Here is a 19,650-nt window from a genome sequence, read left to right on the forward strand (position 1 = left end):
GAATCGGCCTCTTGATGATACACTAAAAAAAGATACACTGAAAAACAGTGTATCTTTTTTAGTGTATTCTATTCTTAATGTATTATTGATCAGCCAAAACCGTTTTTTCTTGATGATTTTTAATCAACTCTGCTAAGTAATATTCTTCGCTTTCTGGTATTTCTACATTTAACAAGCGCGAGAACGAGCGAACATGGATGTGAAGTTTTTTGTACATCGGCTCTTGCTTCAGTTCAGAAACAAGGGGTTCATCGACAGTTAAAGGTTGCTTTAATACGATCCGTTCGATCATTCCAGCAGAGTGGAGCACAAAATTGATTTGAAACCCTGGTATTGCATCCGTCAATTCTAAATCATTGATCAATTGATGGCCAAATTGCCACAATGGCTCGATAACTTTTCGCGGATTGACAAAAGTCAGGTTTTGCTCCATATATTTAAAACAAATTTCTTCTGCTTGTTCTTCACCAAGTTCAACATCTTGTTCAAAACTCAGATCATTCTCTAACAAAATTTCTTCCAACAATTGATCTACATCTTGATCAATGAATCGTTCCAGAGAAATAAAAGGCGCATCGATTTTAGGATCTATGATCCCTGTCGTGGCGATCAGTTGATACTGTCTTTGTATGGGTTCTAACTCAGTCTTTAAATCAGCCACTGAAAGTGTCACAACCTCTACATTCTGATTTTGACGTTTCGAGAGGGAACTTTGAATTAGTTCTTTGATCCTCTGAGCCGTTCCTTTACCCGAGGCACAGATGGCTAAGATGGCTTTGCGATGATGATTGCTTAAGTGTCCCTCTGGCTGTTCAACGGAACCATAGCCGCGAAATTTTCTAAGCGATTCGTACAAACTATCGATGTCCGTGCCGATAACTGATGCTTTTCGGACTGTTTCCAAAACGATTGATGTCGTCACCATATCGACAGTCCGTACAATCACACCTGTTTCCCTCTGAATCTCATTGTTGAAGGTAGCCAAAGATCCCATGTCTACTAATAAAATCACGCCGCTACCATCATTAACTGCTTGAACACTTTCTTCGATCTTTTTCAATGCAACGGTAGGCGGCATGTCCAAAGGCATGTCTACTGCTGCCACTTGATCCACTTCTAAAAGTTGTTGAACCACTTGAACCATACTGCTTGCCGTGCTATTCCCATGGGCTGCTACAACTACACCAATTTTTCCAGAGGAATGGGCAGTCCGCAAAGATACGAGTAAAACAGCCAAATAATAGGTTTCACTTTCAGGAATCGATACTTTGAAACTATCACCAATAAATGTACGAATTTCTTTAGCAACTTCAAACTCTTTCGGATAGTCGGCGACCATTTGACGAATATTGTCATTGGTATGCCGTTCTTCTCCCAGATGAATTTTTTTCAAAAAAGAACTAATGTGTAAGCTCATCGCATACACAAAATTTTGCTGAAATTCATAGTTCAGCCTTGTGCGTACCAGATCATAAATACGATTTGTCACTGTGATCACTTTTTGATCCACAAACTCGCTCAATTTGTTTTCTGAATTGAAAGAAAAGCCGTGATCTTTGTAAAATGATTTCAAATGAACATTGATATCTGTAGATATGAAATGATTGATGGCTTCTTGATCCAGCCCATCCGCTTTTAATAAAGCAGCTTTATCGCCGATAATATCGTAAAGATTATACGGTAATTCATAAGAATCGGATTGAATATTATTAAGATTTTGGTTTGGTTGAACACGCACAGTCGGCTCAAGAATTTTGGACAGCTCAGCTAACTCATCTCGGCGATTCCCCAAGACCATTAATCCTGAGCGGATTCCTTCGGGAAGTTCGTCCAAATCAATCTCGATTTCATCTTGTTGCATATGATTCAAGAACCCTCGTGCACAGACCAACTGAACGTTGGACTTCAATTGACCAATATTTCCGAAGCTGACACTGCCAATCAACGCTTTAACGACATCTTCAGTCAATGTGATCGTGCGTTGGATTCGTGTTGCTTCTTGTCCTACAAGTACCCGAACAAGATCCACTTTTTCTGAGGCAGGTCGTTTTTCAAAAAACGGCAGTTGGATATTGATCGGAATTCTCCGAGTAAAAGTGTCCAACAATGTCGAATTGGGATCCTCAGTAGTTGCTCCGACGATGCGAACATTGGCTTGATGATTTTTACCAGTCTCACCTAATCGACTAAAGGTTCCATGATCCATAAAGTAAAAAATCATTTCTTGTCCTTCAGGCGGCAATCGATGTATTTCATCTAGAAATAGCATACTTTCATCCGCCTGATCAATGATTCCGGTTTTCTCCTGATCCGCTCCGGTAAAAGCACCGCGAACATAACCGAACAAATGGCTCATAAGCAACTCTGGATTATTGGCATAATCGGCACAGTTGAAAACGATCAACTCTTTTTCCTCTTCGATCACCTGATTGCTTTTCGCAAACTGAAACATGGCGTGAGCAAAATACGTCTTCCCTGAACCTGTTGGTCCAGTGATCAAACAATTCAGCCCCTTAGGAGGATACAGAATTGCCGCTTTGGCTTGTTCGACAGCATTTTTCATGCTGCCGTTCACACCAATGATCGTTGAAAAAATATCACGGTTTCCCAATTTGACATCCACTCGCTGCGGCGTAGCTTTCTCTCTTTGGGGGCGGTTCTCTTTATAACTTGGAACATATTTCTCAGGCCCAGACCGTGCATCTTGAGCTACCCAATACCTCACTGGCCGGGTATCACTCTTTTGAACGCGGCCTTCTTTGACAAGTTGATTCAAATCTTTGCTGGCATTGCTTCGTTGGATCATCAATTGATCAGCGACCTCTGATGTCGTCGTTCCCTTTTCATTCAAGCCATTTTCTGTATTTTCCAATAAAAATTGATAAATACGCTCAATCCGTTTCCCCAACAGCTCCGCCTCCTTGAAAGTTTTATCCTTGAATACTTTAATGGGTTTGAATAAAAATTGCAAATCTTTTCTGAATACTTTCCCTACTCAAACCAGCCAATAACCTAGCCACTCTTAAACACGCCCCTTGAAAAATCTTGCAGCATACAGCACTAACCATTTTTTCATAGCACCTTTTGATTAACTTAAGAATAAAGCATTTAGCAAAAAAAAGACAATCTAATGCTATGATTATTGTGTCAATGGGTAGGGAATAAATTTTGGCACGTCACCATCAAACTGCTGCAACTCTTTTTGCATCCACAAAACATCGTGCCACTGCTCAAACTTATAGCCAATTTGTGGGAAACATGCAACTTCTTTGTAACCAAATTTTTGATGGAACCTCACACTGCTTTCATTCCCAGCCGTGATACAAGCGGTCAAATTTACGATATTTTGTTTTTTCAACTCTGACTCCAAATGATGATAAAGCATCGTTCCTATCCCTTTTGCTTTTACTTCTCGATCGATGTAAACCGTCACTTCCGCCGTCCAGTCATAGGCAGCTCGTATTTTGTAAGCGGTGGCATAAGCATAGCCAAGAATGACACCATTTTCTTCAGCAATCAAGTATGGATAACGCTGAAGCGTTTGAGTGATCCGGTGCGCAAACTCTTCCTCAGTTGGTATCTCTGTTTCAAAAGTAATAGCCGTATGATCTACATAAGGCGCATAAATTTTTAACAATGATTTGGTATCTGCAACAGCAGCCTTTCGAATGTTCATATATTCCCTTCTTTCTTCAAATTTTTATCAGTATACCTTTCTAATAAAAAAAAGACAATCCTTGTCTAAAAACAAGGATCATCTTTACCCACTAGCTTATGCTTGATTTTTTTCTTGCCCGCAAAACACAGGAATATGTTGTGGTAATACTTGGATCTCAACCGGCAGACTTGGACCAGGGTCTCCATCGACATTGGTTTCGATCGTTGTATCATCCAGTAGTTTGATCTGCGCTTTTTCAAACGTTAGATATCCAAGGGATTCGTTGGATTCCGTCACTCCTTTTAGCAGTTCGGGAATACTCTTGATGGTTTCCCAAAGATTGCTGTCTTTAATGTAGATAAGATGCAATTTCCCATCATTCGTACTCGCTTCTGGTAACAGCGATTCAAAACCACCGATCGTATTCGACGATCCTACGATCAGTGTGCTGCTTTCAATTTTGGTTTCTGTTGCTTCCTGACCACTAGTGATAATTTCAAATTGATGGCTTTCATTTTTGCGTACTTCCCGTAACCCGGAAAGGAAATAAGCCATTTTTCCAAGTTTCGTTTTTTCTTCAACTTCAACATTGTTGATAGCTGCTGGAATGATGCCGATCGCCACTACATTCATGAAATAATCGTCATTGATTTTCCCAATATCGATTTTGCGAGAATGATTCAACGAAAATGATTCGATTGCTTCTTCAGGATCAAGAGGAATGGCCAATGCACGAGCCAAATCATTGACTGTACCTAGAGGGAAAAAGCCAAAACGCGGACGCTCCTCATGACTAGCAATTCCGCTGATCGCCTCATTAACTGTACCATCACCTCCCATTGCAAACACGCTATCCACGGAGCCGACAGCTTCAGATGCGAACCGCTCGGCATCACCTGCTTTTTCTGTGTGTGCAACAGCCACTTCATCAAATAGTTCCTGCAATTTTTTTGTTGCTAATTCCTCGTATTCTGCAGCTTTTTCGCCTCCTGAACTAGGATTGACGATCAATAGTGCTTTCATCTCCTCTGCCTCCTTAATGCTACTTCGTTTCACATTTTAGTATAACAAAGAGCCACCAGATTTGTCTTTTTTGCAAACCACCGCGAATAACTCTGACCGAATCTCCAATTGAATCGAATAGGGCTGTGTGTAATTGCCGTATTTCTTATTCTTAGACCAATCGTTTGCGTAAACGCCCCGAAATAAAATCAATACAGGTAACTGTCAAAATAATACCAAGCAAAATGATGCCCACACGACTCCAAGATCGTGCATTGATAGCAAAAATCATCGGTGTACCAATCCCTCCTGCTCCCACTATTCCCAGAATCGATGCAGAGCGAACAGCTAATTCAAAACGATATAAAGTAAACGACAAAAATTCTGGAATCAACTGCGGTAAAGTCGCAAATCCTAAAACCGCCCAGCGATTTCCGCCAGCACTCACAACAGATTCAGAAGGTCCCTGATCCATATTTTCGATCGCTTCACTATATAACTTGGCCAACATACCTATGGAATGGACACTGACGGCTAAAACGCCCGCAAAAGATCCTGGACCAACAGTTTTAATAAACATGATGGCTAGAACAATCTCAGGAAACGTGCGAATCGCTGTTAAGACGACTTTTCCTGTGCTCGACAAGAATCTAGGTGTATTTTTGCTTCGAGCTGCCCAAAACGCAAAAGGAATACTTAATAAAGAAGAAATAAATGTACCAACAAAAGCGATGGCTACCGTTTCAATCATTAAACTGAACAAATCTTCGCCATCCCCGGTATAGACATAACTCCAATCTGGATGGATCAATCCGTAGAAAATTGCCCCTAAGATTTGACCAACGTTTTCTTTGATAGCAGCTAAGGGGATTCCTGCAAATGCCCAAATATAAATAGCAACCAGAACGAGCACGAAAAGCCATTTTCTTTTTTTCTGGGGTTCCGTTGGCAACATCATAGCAATCGCTCCCTTACTCTATTACTGATGGTATCTATAAGAAGAACAACGATAAAAATCGCCAAAACGATAATTGCCGTTTGGTCGTAGCGAAATTGACTCAATGATCGTTGCAAAAAGACACCGATTCCTCCCGCGCCGATATACCCTAAGATCGTTGAGGCGCGAACATTGATCTCAAAGGCGTACAAAAGATAACTTAAAAAATGACTCGTTACCTGCGGAAGTACTGCGTAACGGATAATCGCCAGTTTTGATCCCCCTGAAGCGGTAACAGCCTCGATCGGTCCCGCATCAATTGTTTCGATCGACTCATAAAATAATTTCGTGATCATCCCAAAAGAAAAGATGGAAATTGAAATCACACCAGCTACCGGACCAATACCGACAACTGCTACGAACAGCGCCGCCAACATCAAATCAGGAATCGTTCGCACGATATTCAAAAGAAAGCGAAAAATCCCCGATAGCCAAGGAATTGTTAGGATATTTCTGGCTGCCAGCAAAGAAAAAGGCAAAGCAATGAGCGCCCCAAACGTTGTTCCGACAATTGCCATTTGAATGGTTTGAAGAAGAGGCTCCACAATGATCGTACTATACGACCAATCTGGTCGCAGCATTTTTATCAGTATCACGTTCATTTGATCCGCATTTTCAAAAAAACGGCGAAGATCGACTCCCGTAATCGATCCACTCAAAATCAAAACGAGCAAAAAAAGCACCAACCAAAGAATATTCTTCCATAGTCCGCTTCGTTTAGGCAACAATTGAGTGGTCATTTTTCTGTGCCTCCTTGCTCTTCGATAATCTCACTGCCGTAGATTTCTTTTAATTTTCGGTCAGTGGCTTCGCTAACTGGTCCATCAAAAACAAGGCAACCATCACGTAACCCAATGATCCGTGTACCATACTCTCGCGCTAATTGCACGGAATGCAAATTGACAACGATCGTAATACCTAACTCTTGATTGATCCGCTTTAAATCACTCATGACCTTCTCCGTTGTCATAGGATCCAGAGAAGCTACCGGCTCATCCGCTAAAATGATTTTTGGTTCCTGAGTCAATGCCCGTGCAATCGAGACCCGTTGTTGCTGCCCACCAGACAATTGATCGGCTCTTGAATAAACTTTTTCGGCTAGATTCACTCTTTGTAGCGATTGATAAGCTAGTTCCTTATCCGCTTGCGGAAACAATCCCAAAAGCATCTGAAGAGTGGGGTGATAAGCGACTCTTCCAGTGAGAACATTCCTTAAGACACTCGAACGTTTTACCAAATTGAAGCTTTGGAAAATCATGCCAATGTCTCGGCGAATCAAACGTAATTCTTTGCCCTTTGCTTTTGTAATGGAGCGATTATCGATCAAAATTTCGCCACTGGTGATTTCGTGCAAGCGGTTGATGGAACGCAGCATGGTTGATTTCCCCGCACCAGACAACCCAACAACGATCACAAACTCCCCTTGATCGATGTCAATATTCAAATCTTTTAACCCCAGCACACCGTTTGGATATTCTTTTGTCACATTTATAAACGAAATGATCTTTTTATTTGCTAACGCCATGGTTCTCCTACTTTCTCTCATTAAACTACTTTTATAAAATTGAAAAGGGTATCTGCTGATACGATACCCTTTCTCTGCCGCTTATTGTCCTACTTGTTCTGCATATTCACGAACGATATCAAAATTACTGTCTTGGGAGACTACATAGCCTTCATGAGAGTAGATATCTGAAATGATTTGATGACCTTCTTCATCTTTACCAATTTCGATAAAGGCATCTTGGATTTTTTTGTCCCATTCCTCACTCATATCACTGCGAACACTAATGGTGTCATTCGGGATTGGTTCTGTGAAATACATAGGTTCCACGTCATTCATGATTTTAGGATAATCTTTCTTCACTGTATTTCGCGCATCTTCAAAAACGAAAGCCGCATCTACATCTCCGTTTAAGACAGCCAAAACTGCTTGGTCATGACCTTTGACTTGAACTGTCGTTACATCCTTATTGATGTCTATCCCTTCTTTTTGAAGTTCCGCAACTGGCCAAACATACCCAGCCGAAGAGGTTACATCTTGTGTAGCGATCGTTTTCCCTTTCAAATCAGCTAATTCCTTGATATCGCTGCCGCTCTTGACCACAACCATTGATCGATAGCTATCCACCAATTCATCTGTCGCTTCACCACCAGGCTGCTTGATTCCATATCGCTGTGCCTGCAGTAATACTTTTACATTGCTTTGTTCATGAGCCAAAACATAAGCATTTGGAGGCAAAAAGCCTACATCCACTTGCTTAGAAGCCATTGCTTCGACGATCGTATTGTAATCTGTTGAAACACTTACGGTAACTGGAATTCCTAATTTATCACTTAGCAGCTTTTCAAGCGGTTTCGCTTTAGCCTCTAACGTTTCTGCTGCTTGCGAGGGCACAAATTGAACTGTCAACTTTTCTGGAACATATTGTTCCTCTGCACTCGAACTAGATTCTCCCGCTCCGCAAGCTGCTAATGCCAATCCAGTTGCTAACCCTAATCCAACGATTCCTACCTTTTTCCAAAGCTTCATTCTTCTTCTCCTTTGTGTTAAAAATCAGAACAACCAATTAACGAACTTTACCTTTTTGATTATAGAAAAACGTACATTTAATTACAACTATTTTTCGCTATAAATGGATATTTTTTTAGTAAAATCAATCTAATCACGAACATTAACTTGTGTGCCTTTTCTCAATCAAAGAGTATTTCACAGTCTGTCAATTGCTTTGCTCTACTTTAAAAAGAGTACCAAAGCAATTTATTGTTTGTATTTACAACACGTAAAGTTTCTGTTAATCCTCTCGAAGATAGTTGTGATCTATTGGACATGTCATCAATCAGGAAATTCTCTACTTTTGAGGCTACATTTCTCTCTTCACATCTACCGGTAACTAGTTTGACCAAGATTACCAAAACAAAAGTTTGAAGAGACAGATCGAAAAGATGATCGCCTATTCTTCCCCGGACTTACAACAGCAGTCTTTCAAGTGCAAAAAAACTCATGGCTGTCGGCTCCTCACATCCAACACCACCATGAGTTTATTTTCAACTAGATTATCTCCATTCTTTCAACAACACGGTCTCATCATTTACAAACTCTCCAGTTGCAACAAATCCAAAACCTTCGTACATTTGTTTAGCGATCGTATTTTCTTTAACGGAAGAAATTCGTAGTTCTTTTGCTTGGATCGCCTGCCGGAACCATTCAATCGCTGCTTCCATTGCCTGTGATCCATATCCTTTTTGCTGAAAGCGATGATCAATCATAAAACGCTCGATCCACCATGATTCTTTTGCATAATCTTCATCCGCTTCGTAATAACTAAACAATAAGAAACCGATCATTTCTTCTTGATGATAAATCGCAAAAGCCTGCCGAGCTTCTTCATATACAGCTTCCAGCAAAGAATACCAATTAGGCGCAACAAATTTTTCTTGTTCTTTGGTTGTTTTTAGTTCAATACAACCACGATAATTCTCTTTTGTGATTGGTTTTAACCGGATCATTTCAGACCTCCTCTAATTAAATCGCTTTCAAACAAACCGAATAAAAAAAGATGACTTACTAAGGATATAGTAAATCATCTAACTGTATTATTAAGCTTCTTGCGCTACTGGGTATACAGAAACTTGCTTTTTGTCGCGGCCTTTACGTTCGAAACGAACAACACCGTCAACTTTTGCAAATAATGTATCATCTCCACCGATACCTACGTTTACTCCTGGGTAAATTTTAGTACCGCGTTGGCGATAAAGGATTGATCCACCTGAAACAGTTTGACCATCAGCACGTTTAGCACCTAAACGTTTTGATTGAGAGTCGCGTCCGTTAGAAGTAGAACCGCCCCCTTTTTTGTGAGCGAAGAATTGCAAATTCATTTTCATCAACATGAGATGCACCTCCTAGTTTTCTTTGATTGTTTTGATTTGGATATAATCGCTGTATTCTTCTTGAACAGATTGCAGACCAATCAATAGATTCTCTAAAAGAATCTGAGAGATATTCGACTGCTCTTGGGTCAAACGAGGAACAAGTTTAACAAGAAGGTAGCCACCTTCTTCATTGTTCGCTTCAACGATTGGTGTTACACCAGCCAAAGCATCGATCCCATTTACCGCACTGATCGCTAATGCTGAAGCAGCTGCGCAGACGATGTCTTTGCCATATTCTCCTGCTTGCGCGTGACCGGTAAGTTCAAAAGAAACAATCCGACCAGAGTCATTACGCTTGAATGTCCCTTTGATCATATTCGTTACCCTACTTTTCGTAAGAATTATGCATTGATTGCGTCAATAACAACTTTTGTGTAAGGTTGACGGTGACCTTGTTTGCGGTGTGAATGTTTTTTAGGTTTGTATTTGAAAGTTACGACTTTCTTTTGTTTGCCGTGTTTTTCTACAGTTCCTTCAACAGTTGCACCAGCAACGATTGGGGCACCTACTTTTGTTGATTCGCCACCTACTAAGATCACTTCATCAAAAGTAACTTTTTGTCCAGCTTCTACATCTAATTTTTCAACATAGATTGCTTGACCCACTTCAACTTTTACTTGTTTACCACCAGTTTTGATAATTGCGTACATGCTCTAAAGCACCTCCTTCTATTATACTTAGACTCGCCATCCCAAGTGACTTTCGTACTTAATAACTTGTTCTGTGCGGTTGTAGCTGTGGAGTCCACAATTACAACAGATTAACTTTATCAAAATGTTTCCGTAAAGTCAATGAAAAATAATGATTTATTTTCGTCATGCCGCTTTACTATTTTTTTTAAGTAAGTTGTTTTACTATAGAAGAAAGAAACAAATGAGGTGTTAAAATGAACTACCCAAAAAAACTAGCTGAGCCAATCATTGAACAATCAAAAGCCTATCAGCTTGAAGGTTTTGTTCCTGGTCAAGGACCGCTTCATCCCAAATTAATGATCGTTGGTGAAGCACCTGGACGGACCGAAATCGAGAATTTTATTCCTTTCAGTGGCCAAGCGGGCAAAGAACTGATGGCCTCTTTGGCGTTAGTCGGACTGACACGTGAAGAGGTATATATCACGAGTGCAGTACGGAGCCGTCCCTATTCGATCAAAGAACGAATCAACAAACGAAGTGGCGCACATGAAGTAGTGCACCCCAATCGAACGCCAACAAAAAAAGAAGTCTTGTTGCATGCGCCTTTATTGGATTACGAAATCCAAAAGGTGGATCCGCCTTTGATTGCTACGGTTGGAAACATCGGGTTACAAAGATTATTAGGCAATCGCTATTCCATTACAAATGTTCATGGGCAGCCAATCAGAAGTGCGATCCAACAGTTGAATGCTGAAAAAAATGGTTATACGTGGTCTGACAAACAATACCTGATTGTTCCAATGTATCATCCCGCTGCCATTTTTTATAATCGAACATTGGCTGAGCGGATCCATCAAGATTGGTCTGGCTTGAATCGCATCAGAGAGCATGGCTTGCACTAACATCTCGCAATTCTGTCTTTTAGTTGCGGCGATAATGAGGGATTGTTTTTTCATAAGCAGTGATTTTTTCTTCTTCTTGCAACGTGATGCCAATCTCATCTAATCCATTGACCAGTTTATGCTTCCATGTTGCATCGATCTCAAAAGGATAGACCGTTTGTTTGACAGTTACTTGCTGTTTGGGAAGATCAATAGCGATCCTCTCATCAGGAGCCAATGCTGCCAATACTTGACGAGCAGAAAGCGATAAAACGATAGGCAGCAAGCCGTTTTTCGTTGCATTCATATAAAAAATATCGCTAAAACTGCCGGCAATCACTGCACGAAAGCCGTAGTCCATCAGCGCCCAAGCCGCATGTTCACGCGAAGAACCAGAACCAAAATTATCTCCAGAAATGAGGATAGATGCTTCTTTGTATTCTGGAAAGTTCAAAATAAATTCAGGATTTGAACGGCGATTTGGTAAATAGCGCCAGTCATCAAAAAGGTATTGACCAAATCCTGTCTTTTCAACCCGTTTTAAATAATTTTTCGGTAAAATTTGATCCGTATCAATATTATCATTCATTAATGGGATCGTTTTCCCTTGATAGTAAGTGAAGGCTTCCATTAATTTTTCCTCCCGACGATTTCTCGAACATCTACAAAGCGGCCATAAACAGCGGCAGCCGCAGCCATTGCTGGACTGCATAAATGGGTACGGGCATTCTTACCTTGACGTCCAACGAAGTTCCGATTTGATGTAGAAGCACAATGGACGCCCGCTGGTACTTTATCTGGATTCATGCCTAGGCACATGGAACAACCAGGCTCTCGCCATTCGAAACCTGCATCTTTAAAGATCTGATCTAACCCCAGTTTTTCTGCCGCTTTTCTAACTGGACGTGATCCTGGAACCACGATGCCAGTGACCCCATCTTTGATTTTTTTTCCTTCCAAAATAGTTGCGGCTTCTTGCAAGTCAGAGAGTCGACCATTTGTGCAGGAACCGATAAAAATATATTCAATTGGAATATCTTCGGCTCGCTGTCCAGGGTGCAATGCCATATATTGATAAGCTTGTTCATCATTATGGTCACGAATTTCAGGAAAGACTCCACTGATAGGCACTCCCATCTCAGGATTGGTTCCCCACGTAATATAAGGTTCCAGCTGAGAGGCATCAAGTGTCAGTTGGGTATCAAAAACAGCATCTTCGTCGGTTTTTAGCGTTTGCCAGTCTGCAATTGCGTCAGCGAGCTCTTTGGGTGCATATTCCCGACCCGCGACATAAGCAAAGGTTGTTTCATCAGGGGCAATCAGCCCTATCTTCGCCCCACCTTCAATCGACATATTACAAATCGTCATGCGCTCCTCCATTGACAGATTCCGGATTGTTTCTCCATAAAATTCAATGGCATGACCTACTCCAAAATCCGTACCGTGAGTGGCGATCAGGGCAAGAATGATATCTTTAGCGTAGACGCCTGGTTGCAAAGTTCCCTTGATCTCAATCCCCATACGTTTTGGTTTCGTTTGCCAAATCGTTTGAGTTGCAAAAACATGCTCCACCTCACTTGTGCCAATACCAAAAGCGATAGCTCCAAACGCGCCATGTGTGGCTGTATGTGAGTCTCCACAAACGATCGTCTTCCCCGGTTGTGTCAGACCGGTTTCCGGGCCAACCATGTGTACGATTCCTTGTCGGGCTGAGCCATTGTCACATAACTGTATCCCAAATGCTTGGCAGTTGTTGCGCAGTGTATCAATCTGTTTCTTTGCAACCAAATCCGTGATCGTAAAAATATCTTTAGTCGGGATATTGTGGTCCATCGTTGCAAAGGTCTTTTCAGGGCAACGAACACGCCGGCCAGCTTGCCTCAGTCCTTCAAAAGCTTGAGGAGAAGTCACTTCATGGATCAGATGCAGATCGATATATAACAGCTGTGCCTCACCTTCTTCCAGCACTACATGACGTTCCCAGAGTTTGTCAAATAATGTTTTCCCCATTCAGTAGCCCCCTAATTTTTTGATTACCGCATCCGTAAATTCTGTTGTAGTAGTATTCCCTCCAAGATCACAAGTCACGACCCCATCTTCCATCACTTGATAGCACGCCTGCTCCATCTGATCAGCAATTGATTTCATCCCAAAAGAAGTTAGCATCATCCCCACAGACAGAATCATTGAAATGGGATTAGCAATATCTTTGCCGGCAATATCCGGTGCTGAACCGTGAATCGGTTCATACAGTGAAACCCCAGAAAGACTATGACTTGCACTAGCCAAAACACCTAATGATCCTGGTAGGACTGACGCCTCATCGCTGAGAATATCGCCAAAAAGATTTTCAGTCACAATCACATCGAATGCAGTTGGCTGTTGCAAGATCTTCATAGCGGCAGAATCAACATATTGGTGTGTTAACTGACAATCGGGAAATTCTTGCGCTACTTCATTCGCCACCTTTCGCCATAATTTGCTTGTTGCCAAAACATTGGCCTTGTCCACGGACACTACTCGCCGTTGTCTAGTTCGTGCGATCTGAAACGCCTTTCGTAAGATACGGCGAATCTCTTCCCTATGGTAATAATTCAGATCCGAAGCCTCTGTTGCCGATAGCTTTTTTTCTCCAAAATAGATGCCGCTCGTCAATTCTCTTACCAGTACCAGATCGGTTCCTTTAACGATCTGCTCTTTCAAAGGAGAAAAGGGTAAAAAAGCATCCGTTACTTTGATGGGGCGAATGTTGGCATAAAGATCAAGCGCGCGCCGCAAGTCCAATAAACCTTTTTCCGGTGTATAAGCTGCATTTTCCCACTTGGGATCTCCAATGGCTCCGAGCAAAATGGCATCCGCTTGCTGACAAGCTTGCAATGTTTTTTTTGGCAGTGGTGTGCCATACTGCTCAATGGCTTGTCCGCCAAATGCATAAGACTCAAAAGAGAAATACGGGTTGCTTGGCAAACACGCCTTTACAATTTGCAATGCACTGGTCATGATCTCCGGTCCGATGCCATCACCAGCAAGAACGACGATTTTTTTCATTTATTCTCGCCTCGATTCTTCAAAGCAGCGCTGGCTTGTACATAGGCTTTTGCAGAAGCTTGCAGCACATCAAAATCAACACCGATCCCACTGATTTGTCGGTTTGTCTCTGCGCATTCGATAGCTACATGCACTTCTGCTTGCGCATCTTCTCCACTCGTAAGAGCCGTGATTTCATAATTTAGCAGTCGCGGTTGCTGATCAAAAATCTGGTCGATCGAATTATAGATTGCTTGAATGCTCCCAGCGCCAATTGCTGAGGCAACATAAGATTGATGATCTTTTGTGATCGATACCACGGCACCTTGATGACCATTGGAGACATATTGTAGCTGAACAGCCTCTAATTCAACGCCCTCTGTTTGCGTGCGACCTTGATCCGCTGCTAACGCCAGCAAATCCTGCTCCGTTACTTGTTTCTTTTTGTCTGCCAGTTCTTTGAATCGTTTAAACAATGCATTTGTTTCCTCAGAGTCAAACTGATAGCCTAATTGATTCATCTTTTCTATAAACGCATGCCGACCAGATAATTTTCCCAGCGGTAGCGAATTTGTTTGAACACCGACTAATTGCGGCGTAATGATCTCGTATGTCTCAGGATTCTTCAAGACGCCGTCTTGATGGATGCCCGATTCATGTGCATAGGCGTTTCCTCCAACGATCGCTTTATTCTTAGGAACAGCGATCCCTGATAGTCGAGCGACTAGGTCACTGGTTCGTTTGGTTTCGCCTAACTGAATATTCGTTGTGCAGTCATAGAAATCTTGACGCACATGCAATGCTAATGCCACCTCTTCCAACGCCGTGTTTCCGGCCCGTTCACCAATGCCATTGATCGTTCCTTCCACACGAGTGGCTCCGTTCTCAATAGCTGCCAGAGCATTCGCCGTTGCCATTCCCAGATCATCGTGACAGTGGGAGGAAAACATAATCGGTTCCTTGCTTTTGGTATTGGCAATCAAATAGGCAAATAATTCGCCATAGGCAGTGGGATTACTATAGCCAACGGTATCTGGAATGTTGATGATGGTCGCCCCGGCATCGATCGCTGTTTGGACCGCTTCTAACAGAAAATCTTTTTCTGTGCGGGTCGCATCTTCTGGAGAAAATTGAACCTTGTCAAATAAGGTTCTAGCATAGGTAACATGTTCTTTGATTGCTCGGATTACTTCTTCTTTAGTCATGGCTAATTTATAACGGCGATGGACTTCACTGGTTGCCAAAAACACATGGATCTGGGGACTTACTGCTTGCTTTAATGCCTCATAAGCGCGATCAATATCTTTAATTTGACAGCGTGCCAGACCTGCCACTGTCATCGTGGATACAGCAGTTGCGATTGCTTGAACCGCTGCAAAGTCTCCTTCCGAAGCAATTGGAAAACCTGCCTCAATTGTATCAATTCCCCATTTTTCCAGCTGTAAAGCAAGCTGTACCTTTTCTTTCGTATTGAAATTCACTCCTGGAGTCTGTTCTCCATCTCGAAGGGTGGTGTCAAAAAACTGGATCTGTCTCAAACTGATTCCTCCTCTGGCTCATTTGTTCTTTTAGGGTATAAAAAAAGCACTCCATAAAGGTCTTCCCTTTATGCAATGCGAATAGGACTCCTCTGTTTCACGTCATCAGATCATGAAATACAAAAAAGAGTCCTCACGGTAATAATAAGTTGCTAGTGTTCATCGGCCTATTTCTATTCATTTTATTCACCTATCACTTTCTGCTTCTCGTTACCTTATATAAGAAGATACCGAAAGACACTGCATCTGTCAATGCTTTTAATTGAATTTTCTGAATATTTAGATAGATAATATTAGAGAAAAAGAAATAAAAGTGTCCTTTTCTCTCTTCATATCTCTTAGAAGTAAGAAATTATTTTGAAATACGTCCCTTTAAAACAGATTTTTTTCAGCAAATACTGGTTATATCTTCACAGACTCTTAACACAATTTAAACATTGCTCTGTTAGTATCATTGTATACCAAAAATTAATTTTTCAACCTTTCTCCCCTACCAGTCATTCGACTGGTTTTTTTGTCTTACTGAGCAAAAGATCTGTTCTTTTCCCAAGTAGAAAGGATTGAACTCAAAGAGAGTTATCCGTATAATAAGTAACAGAAATTATTTAGGAGGATCAGGATGCGTAACGAAATGATGCATCGTCCAGTAGTAAAAAAAGAACTAGTGGCGTTTATGCGGGAAAAACAAAAGCAATTAACTGGGAAATTAGGTCAAATCGAACAGGCAGCTCATGAAAAAGAAGTTCCTATTATTCCGCATGAGACAGTGGTGTTCCTGCAATTTTTATTAGGACAAATGAAGCCCAAGCAAATATTAGAAATCGGTACAGCAATCGGCTTTTCTTCAAGTTTGATGGCACAGTATGTAGGTGATGGTCACGTAACTACCATCGATCGCTATGATGTCATGATCAAAAAAGCCAGAGAAACTTACAAACAATTGAGCCTTGAGGATAAAGTCACTCTTTTAGAGGGACAGGCAGCAGACGTTTTGCCGACACTTGATGGCCCTTACGATTTTATTTTCATGGATAGTGCAAAGTCTAAATACATCGAATTTTTACCGGAATGCTTACGACTTTTACGTAAAGGCGGCGTGTTAATGGTCGATGACGTCTTTCAGGCAGGAACGATTTTAGATCCTATAGAAGACATTCCACGAGGACAACGGGCCATCCACCGTAAACTAAACCTTTTCCTCAATACAGTGATGGATCATCCCCAACTGACTTCTAGCTTAATTCCCTTAGGAGATGGCGTTATTCTTATTACGAAAGAAGCAGATCATGTGGACGTGGCTACAACCAGCGAGTAACGAGTCATTTTAAAGAAAGTTGGCAAAAATAGCGAAAAGCGATTGACATTAGGCGCTCCTTTTTCTATAATGTTATTTGTTGCTGACTTGTCATAGTAGCTCAGCTGGATAGAGCATCCGCCTTCTAAGCGGACGGTCGGGGGTTCGAATCCCTCCTGTGACGTTATATTATCATACGTTCTATTTACAAACCGTTAGGAATATGAATTCCTAGCGGTTTTTGTTTACCGTTTATGGACATCACGGGACCTTTTTACGTCATACTAGTTTTATAAGCACACAGATTACACGAATCTATCGAAATTAAGCTTGTCAAATCTTGTATTTATCGGGCGACAAGAATTTGAACTTTTTTGTCACGTGAAATCATAAATTTTTCTGAGCTAAGGTGACGCTAAAAATATCTATAGGAGAAGCGCTCATCTCATGTAGCCTATCTTTTATTCACTATCCTACTAAGCTTGTAGGTTAAAAAAAATTGAAACTAACCATCATTATTGAAACTAACCATCATTAAAGAAAAAATCTCCTCCTCGATTTTAAGTAAAAAAGTCTTAGTGCAAAAACCTTTTTCGCTTGTTCAATAAGCACGTGACAAAAGCGTAAGTTGTTTTTTTACATTTTTAATGTTAATTTCCACTTAGATATAATATATATACAATTCAAAAACCTACAGAACGGCGTGAATTAAATGAAAAGATGATTTATCGTCCTCTCCATTCTCTCTATGCTATTCATTGACCTAAGCTTCATTGGAAACGCTTATTCAGAAGAACACTCAACGCGTTCAACTACTACCACCGATACAAGCAACACCTTCATAACTGCTTCATCAACTGATATTTCTGATCCAATACTAACAAACTCACTTGAAGAAGAAACAGAACCTACTGCAGCCACTTCATCAGAGCAAGAAGCTCGAACATCTCTTTGGGATATGGAAGACGAAAACAAAGTAAAATATGATTCTGATTAAACAAATTCTCCAGAACTAACAGATCAAGAAGCAACGAAAATCAAAGAATTATATGAAAAAGGGATCGCTGAAGGAAAAGTTAATCGAGAATTATACTCCTATGAAGCTTTTCAAGAGAATTATCAAGTAAATAAAACATCCTATGAAGGAATGAAAGAAGTTGTTGGCGCTGGATTAACCTATGATAACTGGTTTGGAGAAATATTAAATTACAGTGCCTTCCCGGATGGAGAAGGACATTCTCCTCGCAATAATCAACGGTAAAAATGTGCAACCCAAAAACAAAACGCAGACCGTTTCAAACGTGATCTTCGTAAAGGAGATATTATTGTTGTCAGTGGTGGTATGGGGCATGCAGCAATCGCCACTAGTGATAACTATATCTTAGAGATGTCTGGAGGAGGAGTAATTAACAAATGGCCTACTGGTGTCATGAAAAATAATAACCATCAATATTCAAAGCATAATTGGCTGTGGGGAAATGAGGATCAAGAAGGTGTGAGTCCTAGCAAAAATATAGATAAGTGGATACAAATCTGGCGTATCCCTAATAAAGGAATGGCTAATCAGTGTGCAAATTATGCCGATAAAACATTTTGGAACTCATCTGGTGGATACAAAAAGAATCGTTACTATGACTATTTCATTGGACCTAACACGTTGTCTATGAATCCAACTTACTGTTCAAAATTGGTCTTTCATGCTTTTTGGTATGGTAGTGGTTCAGCTCCAGTCATGCAAAGCTTTGCTTCAGGACTTACTTTCATTGCTCCGAGTGCTTTGCCTAATTTATTTACTAGTTCCTACAAACCCTATAAAGTTGGAACCTATTGAAGGAGTGTTTATTTATGAAAAAAATCAGGTTCTTTTTAATAGGATTTGTTCTTTTTGTAATAGTTGGATTATTGTTATATGTCAGTTATTTTAAATATCATGAATATACATCTGACAAAAAGATTGATGACTTTATAGCCCGAATAGATAAAATTCCTAAAAAAGAAATCCTATTGGTAAAAGATACTTATCGACAATCAACCAAACAGGAAACAAATTTTTCAAAAAAAATCACTACTAAAAAAGATTTTGAAAAATGGAAAAAAGAAATTAAAAAAAATGGAAAATTTTATAATGGAGATTGCCTACCTAAAAACTATTTACCGAAAGTAGAAGATTGTGAATTAATTTATAATTTTGTGTGTCGTCTCCCAGATAAAAAAGTTGAATTTACTTACGTGATCACTGGAACTGGTTATATAAACAGTAAAAAAGTAATCAAAGAAAATTTTGCCTATCCTGATATCCCTTTCGATTATCCAGAAGAATAAAACTCATTAACTTCCTTGATCGAAATTACTTAGGTGAACCCATATTCAAAAAACGTTATTTTACCGCTAAGGACCCTTGATCTTAGCGGTTTTTGTTTTGCTTTGTACCCAATCTGTGCCAAATATAAATCAAAGATGCACTCTTTGTTCAACCAAAAAGTGCATCTTATCAAACTAGCAAGTTCTTTTATTTTTCATCTCACGAATGTCCGAGTTATCGCGAAAAAACTGTAACACATGGATTCATAAATCAATTATCTAAAGGTGTTGGTCATTGCTGCTAGTCATCAATCATCTTCTGTCGTATTTCTTAGCAATAAAAACCAACTTCTCTTTCGATCACTTCATCCAAGCGATACGTAC

At 40.6% G+C, this 19,650-nt stretch carries 19 protein-coding genes, 1 tRNA gene and 1 other annotated feature; of the genes, 5 read left to right on the forward strand and 15 right to left on the reverse strand.

Going from position 1 to position 19,650, the window contains the following annotated elements:
- Nucleotides 1-82 precede the first annotated feature (82 nt).
- From FE005_RS14535 to rplU, 11 genes are all read right to left on the reverse strand, one after another.
- The gene (locus tag FE005_RS14535) at nt 83-2,908 is read right to left on the reverse strand and encodes a sigma-54-dependent transcriptional regulator (protein WP_005471136.1); all 2,826 of its coding nucleotides are present in this window, start codon (nt 2,906-2,908) and stop codon (nt 83-85) included.
- A 231-nt stretch (nt 2,909-3,139) separates the two neighbouring features.
- Nucleotides 3,140-3,676, reverse strand: coding sequence for a GNAT family N-acetyltransferase (locus FE005_RS14540; RefSeq protein WP_138372063.1), 537 nt, complete (start codon nt 3,674-3,676; stop codon nt 3,140-3,142).
- Between the two features lie 96 nt (nt 3,677-3,772).
- On the reverse strand, nt 3,773-4,681 hold the full coding sequence (locus FE005_RS14545) for a diacylglycerol kinase family protein (RefSeq protein ID WP_138372064.1): 909 nt from the start codon (nt 4,679-4,681) through the stop codon (nt 3,773-3,775).
- 151 nt (nt 4,682-4,832) lie between these two features.
- Nucleotides 4,833-5,618, reverse strand: coding sequence for a phosphonate ABC transporter, permease protein PhnE (gene phnE / locus FE005_RS14550; protein ID WP_171917336.1), 786 nt, complete (start codon nt 5,616-5,618; stop codon nt 4,833-4,835).
- Nucleotides 5,615-6,397 carry a phosphonate ABC transporter, permease protein PhnE gene (gene phnE / locus FE005_RS14555; protein ID WP_081131634.1) on the reverse strand — a complete coding sequence of 261 codons (783 nt, stop codon included), beginning with the start codon at nt 6,395-6,397 and terminating at the stop codon, nt 5,615-5,617. Before phnE (FE005_RS14555) ends, phnE (FE005_RS14550) begins: the two co-directional genes overlap by 4 nt.
- Complete coding sequence (gene phnC / locus FE005_RS14560) at nt 6,394-7,182, reverse strand: phosphonate ABC transporter ATP-binding protein (protein WP_138372065.1); 789 nt, start codon at nt 7,180-7,182, stop codon at nt 6,394-6,396. Before phnC ends, phnE (FE005_RS14555) begins: the two co-directional genes overlap by 4 nt.
- 81 nt (nt 7,183-7,263) lie before the next feature.
- Nucleotides 7,264-8,190 carry a phosphate/phosphite/phosphonate ABC transporter substrate-binding protein gene (locus tag FE005_RS14565; protein ID WP_003126183.1) on the reverse strand — a complete coding sequence of 309 codons (927 nt, stop codon included), beginning with the start codon at nt 8,188-8,190 and terminating at the stop codon, nt 7,264-7,266.
- A gap of 524 nt (nt 8,191-8,714) precedes the next feature.
- Entirely contained in the window at nt 8,715-9,167 is a 453-nt protein-coding gene (locus FE005_RS14570) for an N-acetyltransferase (RefSeq protein ID WP_003126182.1), read from the reverse strand.
- Nucleotides 9,168-9,257: 90 nt separating this feature from the next.
- Nucleotides 9,258-9,551 carry a 50S ribosomal protein L27 gene (gene rpmA, locus FE005_RS14575; RefSeq protein ID WP_003126181.1) on the reverse strand — a complete coding sequence of 98 codons (294 nt, stop codon included), beginning with the start codon at nt 9,549-9,551 and terminating at the stop codon, nt 9,258-9,260.
- 12 nt (nt 9,552-9,563) lie between these two features.
- Nucleotides 9,564-9,908, reverse strand: a complete 345-nt coding sequence (locus FE005_RS14580; protein WP_003126178.1) for a ribosomal-processing cysteine protease Prp — start codon at nt 9,906-9,908, stop codon at nt 9,564-9,566.
- Nucleotides 9,909-9,934: 26 nt separating this feature from the next.
- A complete protein-coding gene (rplU, locus tag FE005_RS14585; protein ID WP_005225751.1) occupies nt 9,935-10,243 on the reverse strand; it encodes a 50S ribosomal protein L21 in 309 nt (102 codons plus the stop codon).
- 19 nt (nt 10,244-10,262) lie between these two features.
- Nucleotides 10,263-10,334: a sequence feature (ribosomal protein L21 leader region), on the reverse strand.
- Nucleotides 10,335-10,479: 145 nt separating this feature from the next.
- Here rplU and FE005_RS14590 point away from each other — a divergent pair.
- On the forward strand, nt 10,480-11,127 hold the full coding sequence (locus FE005_RS14590) for a uracil-DNA glycosylase (RefSeq protein WP_003126176.1): 648 nt from the start codon (nt 10,480-10,482) through the stop codon (nt 11,125-11,127).
- Nucleotides 11,128-11,146: 19 nt separating this feature from the next.
- On the opposite strand, the gene leuD is transcribed toward FE005_RS14590, so the two are convergent.
- The 4 genes from leuD to FE005_RS14610 are packed head-to-tail and all read right to left on the reverse strand — an operon-like array spanning nt 11,147 to nt 15,671.
- On the reverse strand, nt 11,147-11,737 hold the full coding sequence (gene leuD, locus FE005_RS14595; protein ID WP_138372066.1) for a 3-isopropylmalate dehydratase small subunit: 591 nt from the start codon (nt 11,735-11,737) through the stop codon (nt 11,147-11,149).
- Nucleotides 11,737-13,116, reverse strand: a complete 1,380-nt coding sequence (gene leuC / locus FE005_RS14600; protein WP_113849564.1) for a 3-isopropylmalate dehydratase large subunit — start codon at nt 13,114-13,116, stop codon at nt 11,737-11,739. Before leuC ends, leuD begins: the two co-directional genes overlap by 1 nt.
- Nucleotides 13,117-14,154 (reverse strand): 3-isopropylmalate dehydrogenase, encoded by a 1,038-nt coding sequence (leuB, locus tag FE005_RS14605; RefSeq protein ID WP_103299661.1) that lies wholly within the window; start codon nt 14,152-14,154, stop codon nt 13,117-13,119.
- Entirely contained in the window at nt 14,151-15,671 is a 1,521-nt protein-coding gene (locus FE005_RS14610; protein ID WP_005471121.1) for a 2-isopropylmalate synthase, read from the reverse strand. Before FE005_RS14610 ends, leuB begins: the two co-directional genes overlap by 4 nt.
- 619 nt (nt 15,672-16,290) lie before the next feature.
- Between FE005_RS14610 and FE005_RS14615 the strand changes: the two genes are divergently transcribed.
- The 4 genes from FE005_RS14615 (at nt 16,291) to FE005_RS14635 (ending at nt 19,287) form a co-directional block, all read left to right on the forward strand.
- Nucleotides 16,291-16,986, forward strand: a complete 696-nt coding sequence (locus FE005_RS14615; protein WP_138372067.1) for an O-methyltransferase — start codon at nt 16,291-16,293, stop codon at nt 16,984-16,986.
- Nucleotides 16,987-17,075: 89 nt separating this feature from the next.
- Nucleotides 17,076-17,149 (forward strand) — tRNA-Arg (locus tag FE005_RS14620).
- 1,158 nt (nt 17,150-18,307) lie between these two features.
- Nucleotides 18,308-18,796, forward strand: coding sequence for a hypothetical protein (locus FE005_RS16875; protein ID WP_175413560.1), 489 nt, complete (start codon nt 18,308-18,310; stop codon nt 18,794-18,796).
- A gap of 14 nt (nt 18,797-18,810) precedes the next feature.
- Nucleotides 18,811-19,287: a DUF3139 domain-containing protein gene (locus FE005_RS14635; RefSeq protein ID WP_113849561.1), complete on the forward strand. Its 477-nt coding sequence runs from the start codon at nt 18,811-18,813 to the stop codon at nt 19,285-19,287.
- The last annotated feature ends 363 nt before the right edge of the window (nt 19,288-19,650 follow it).

The organism is Enterococcus sp. M190262, assembly GCF_005843965.1.
Lineage (GTDB): Bacteria > Bacillota > Bacilli > Lactobacillales > Enterococcaceae > Enterococcus_D > Enterococcus_D gallinarum.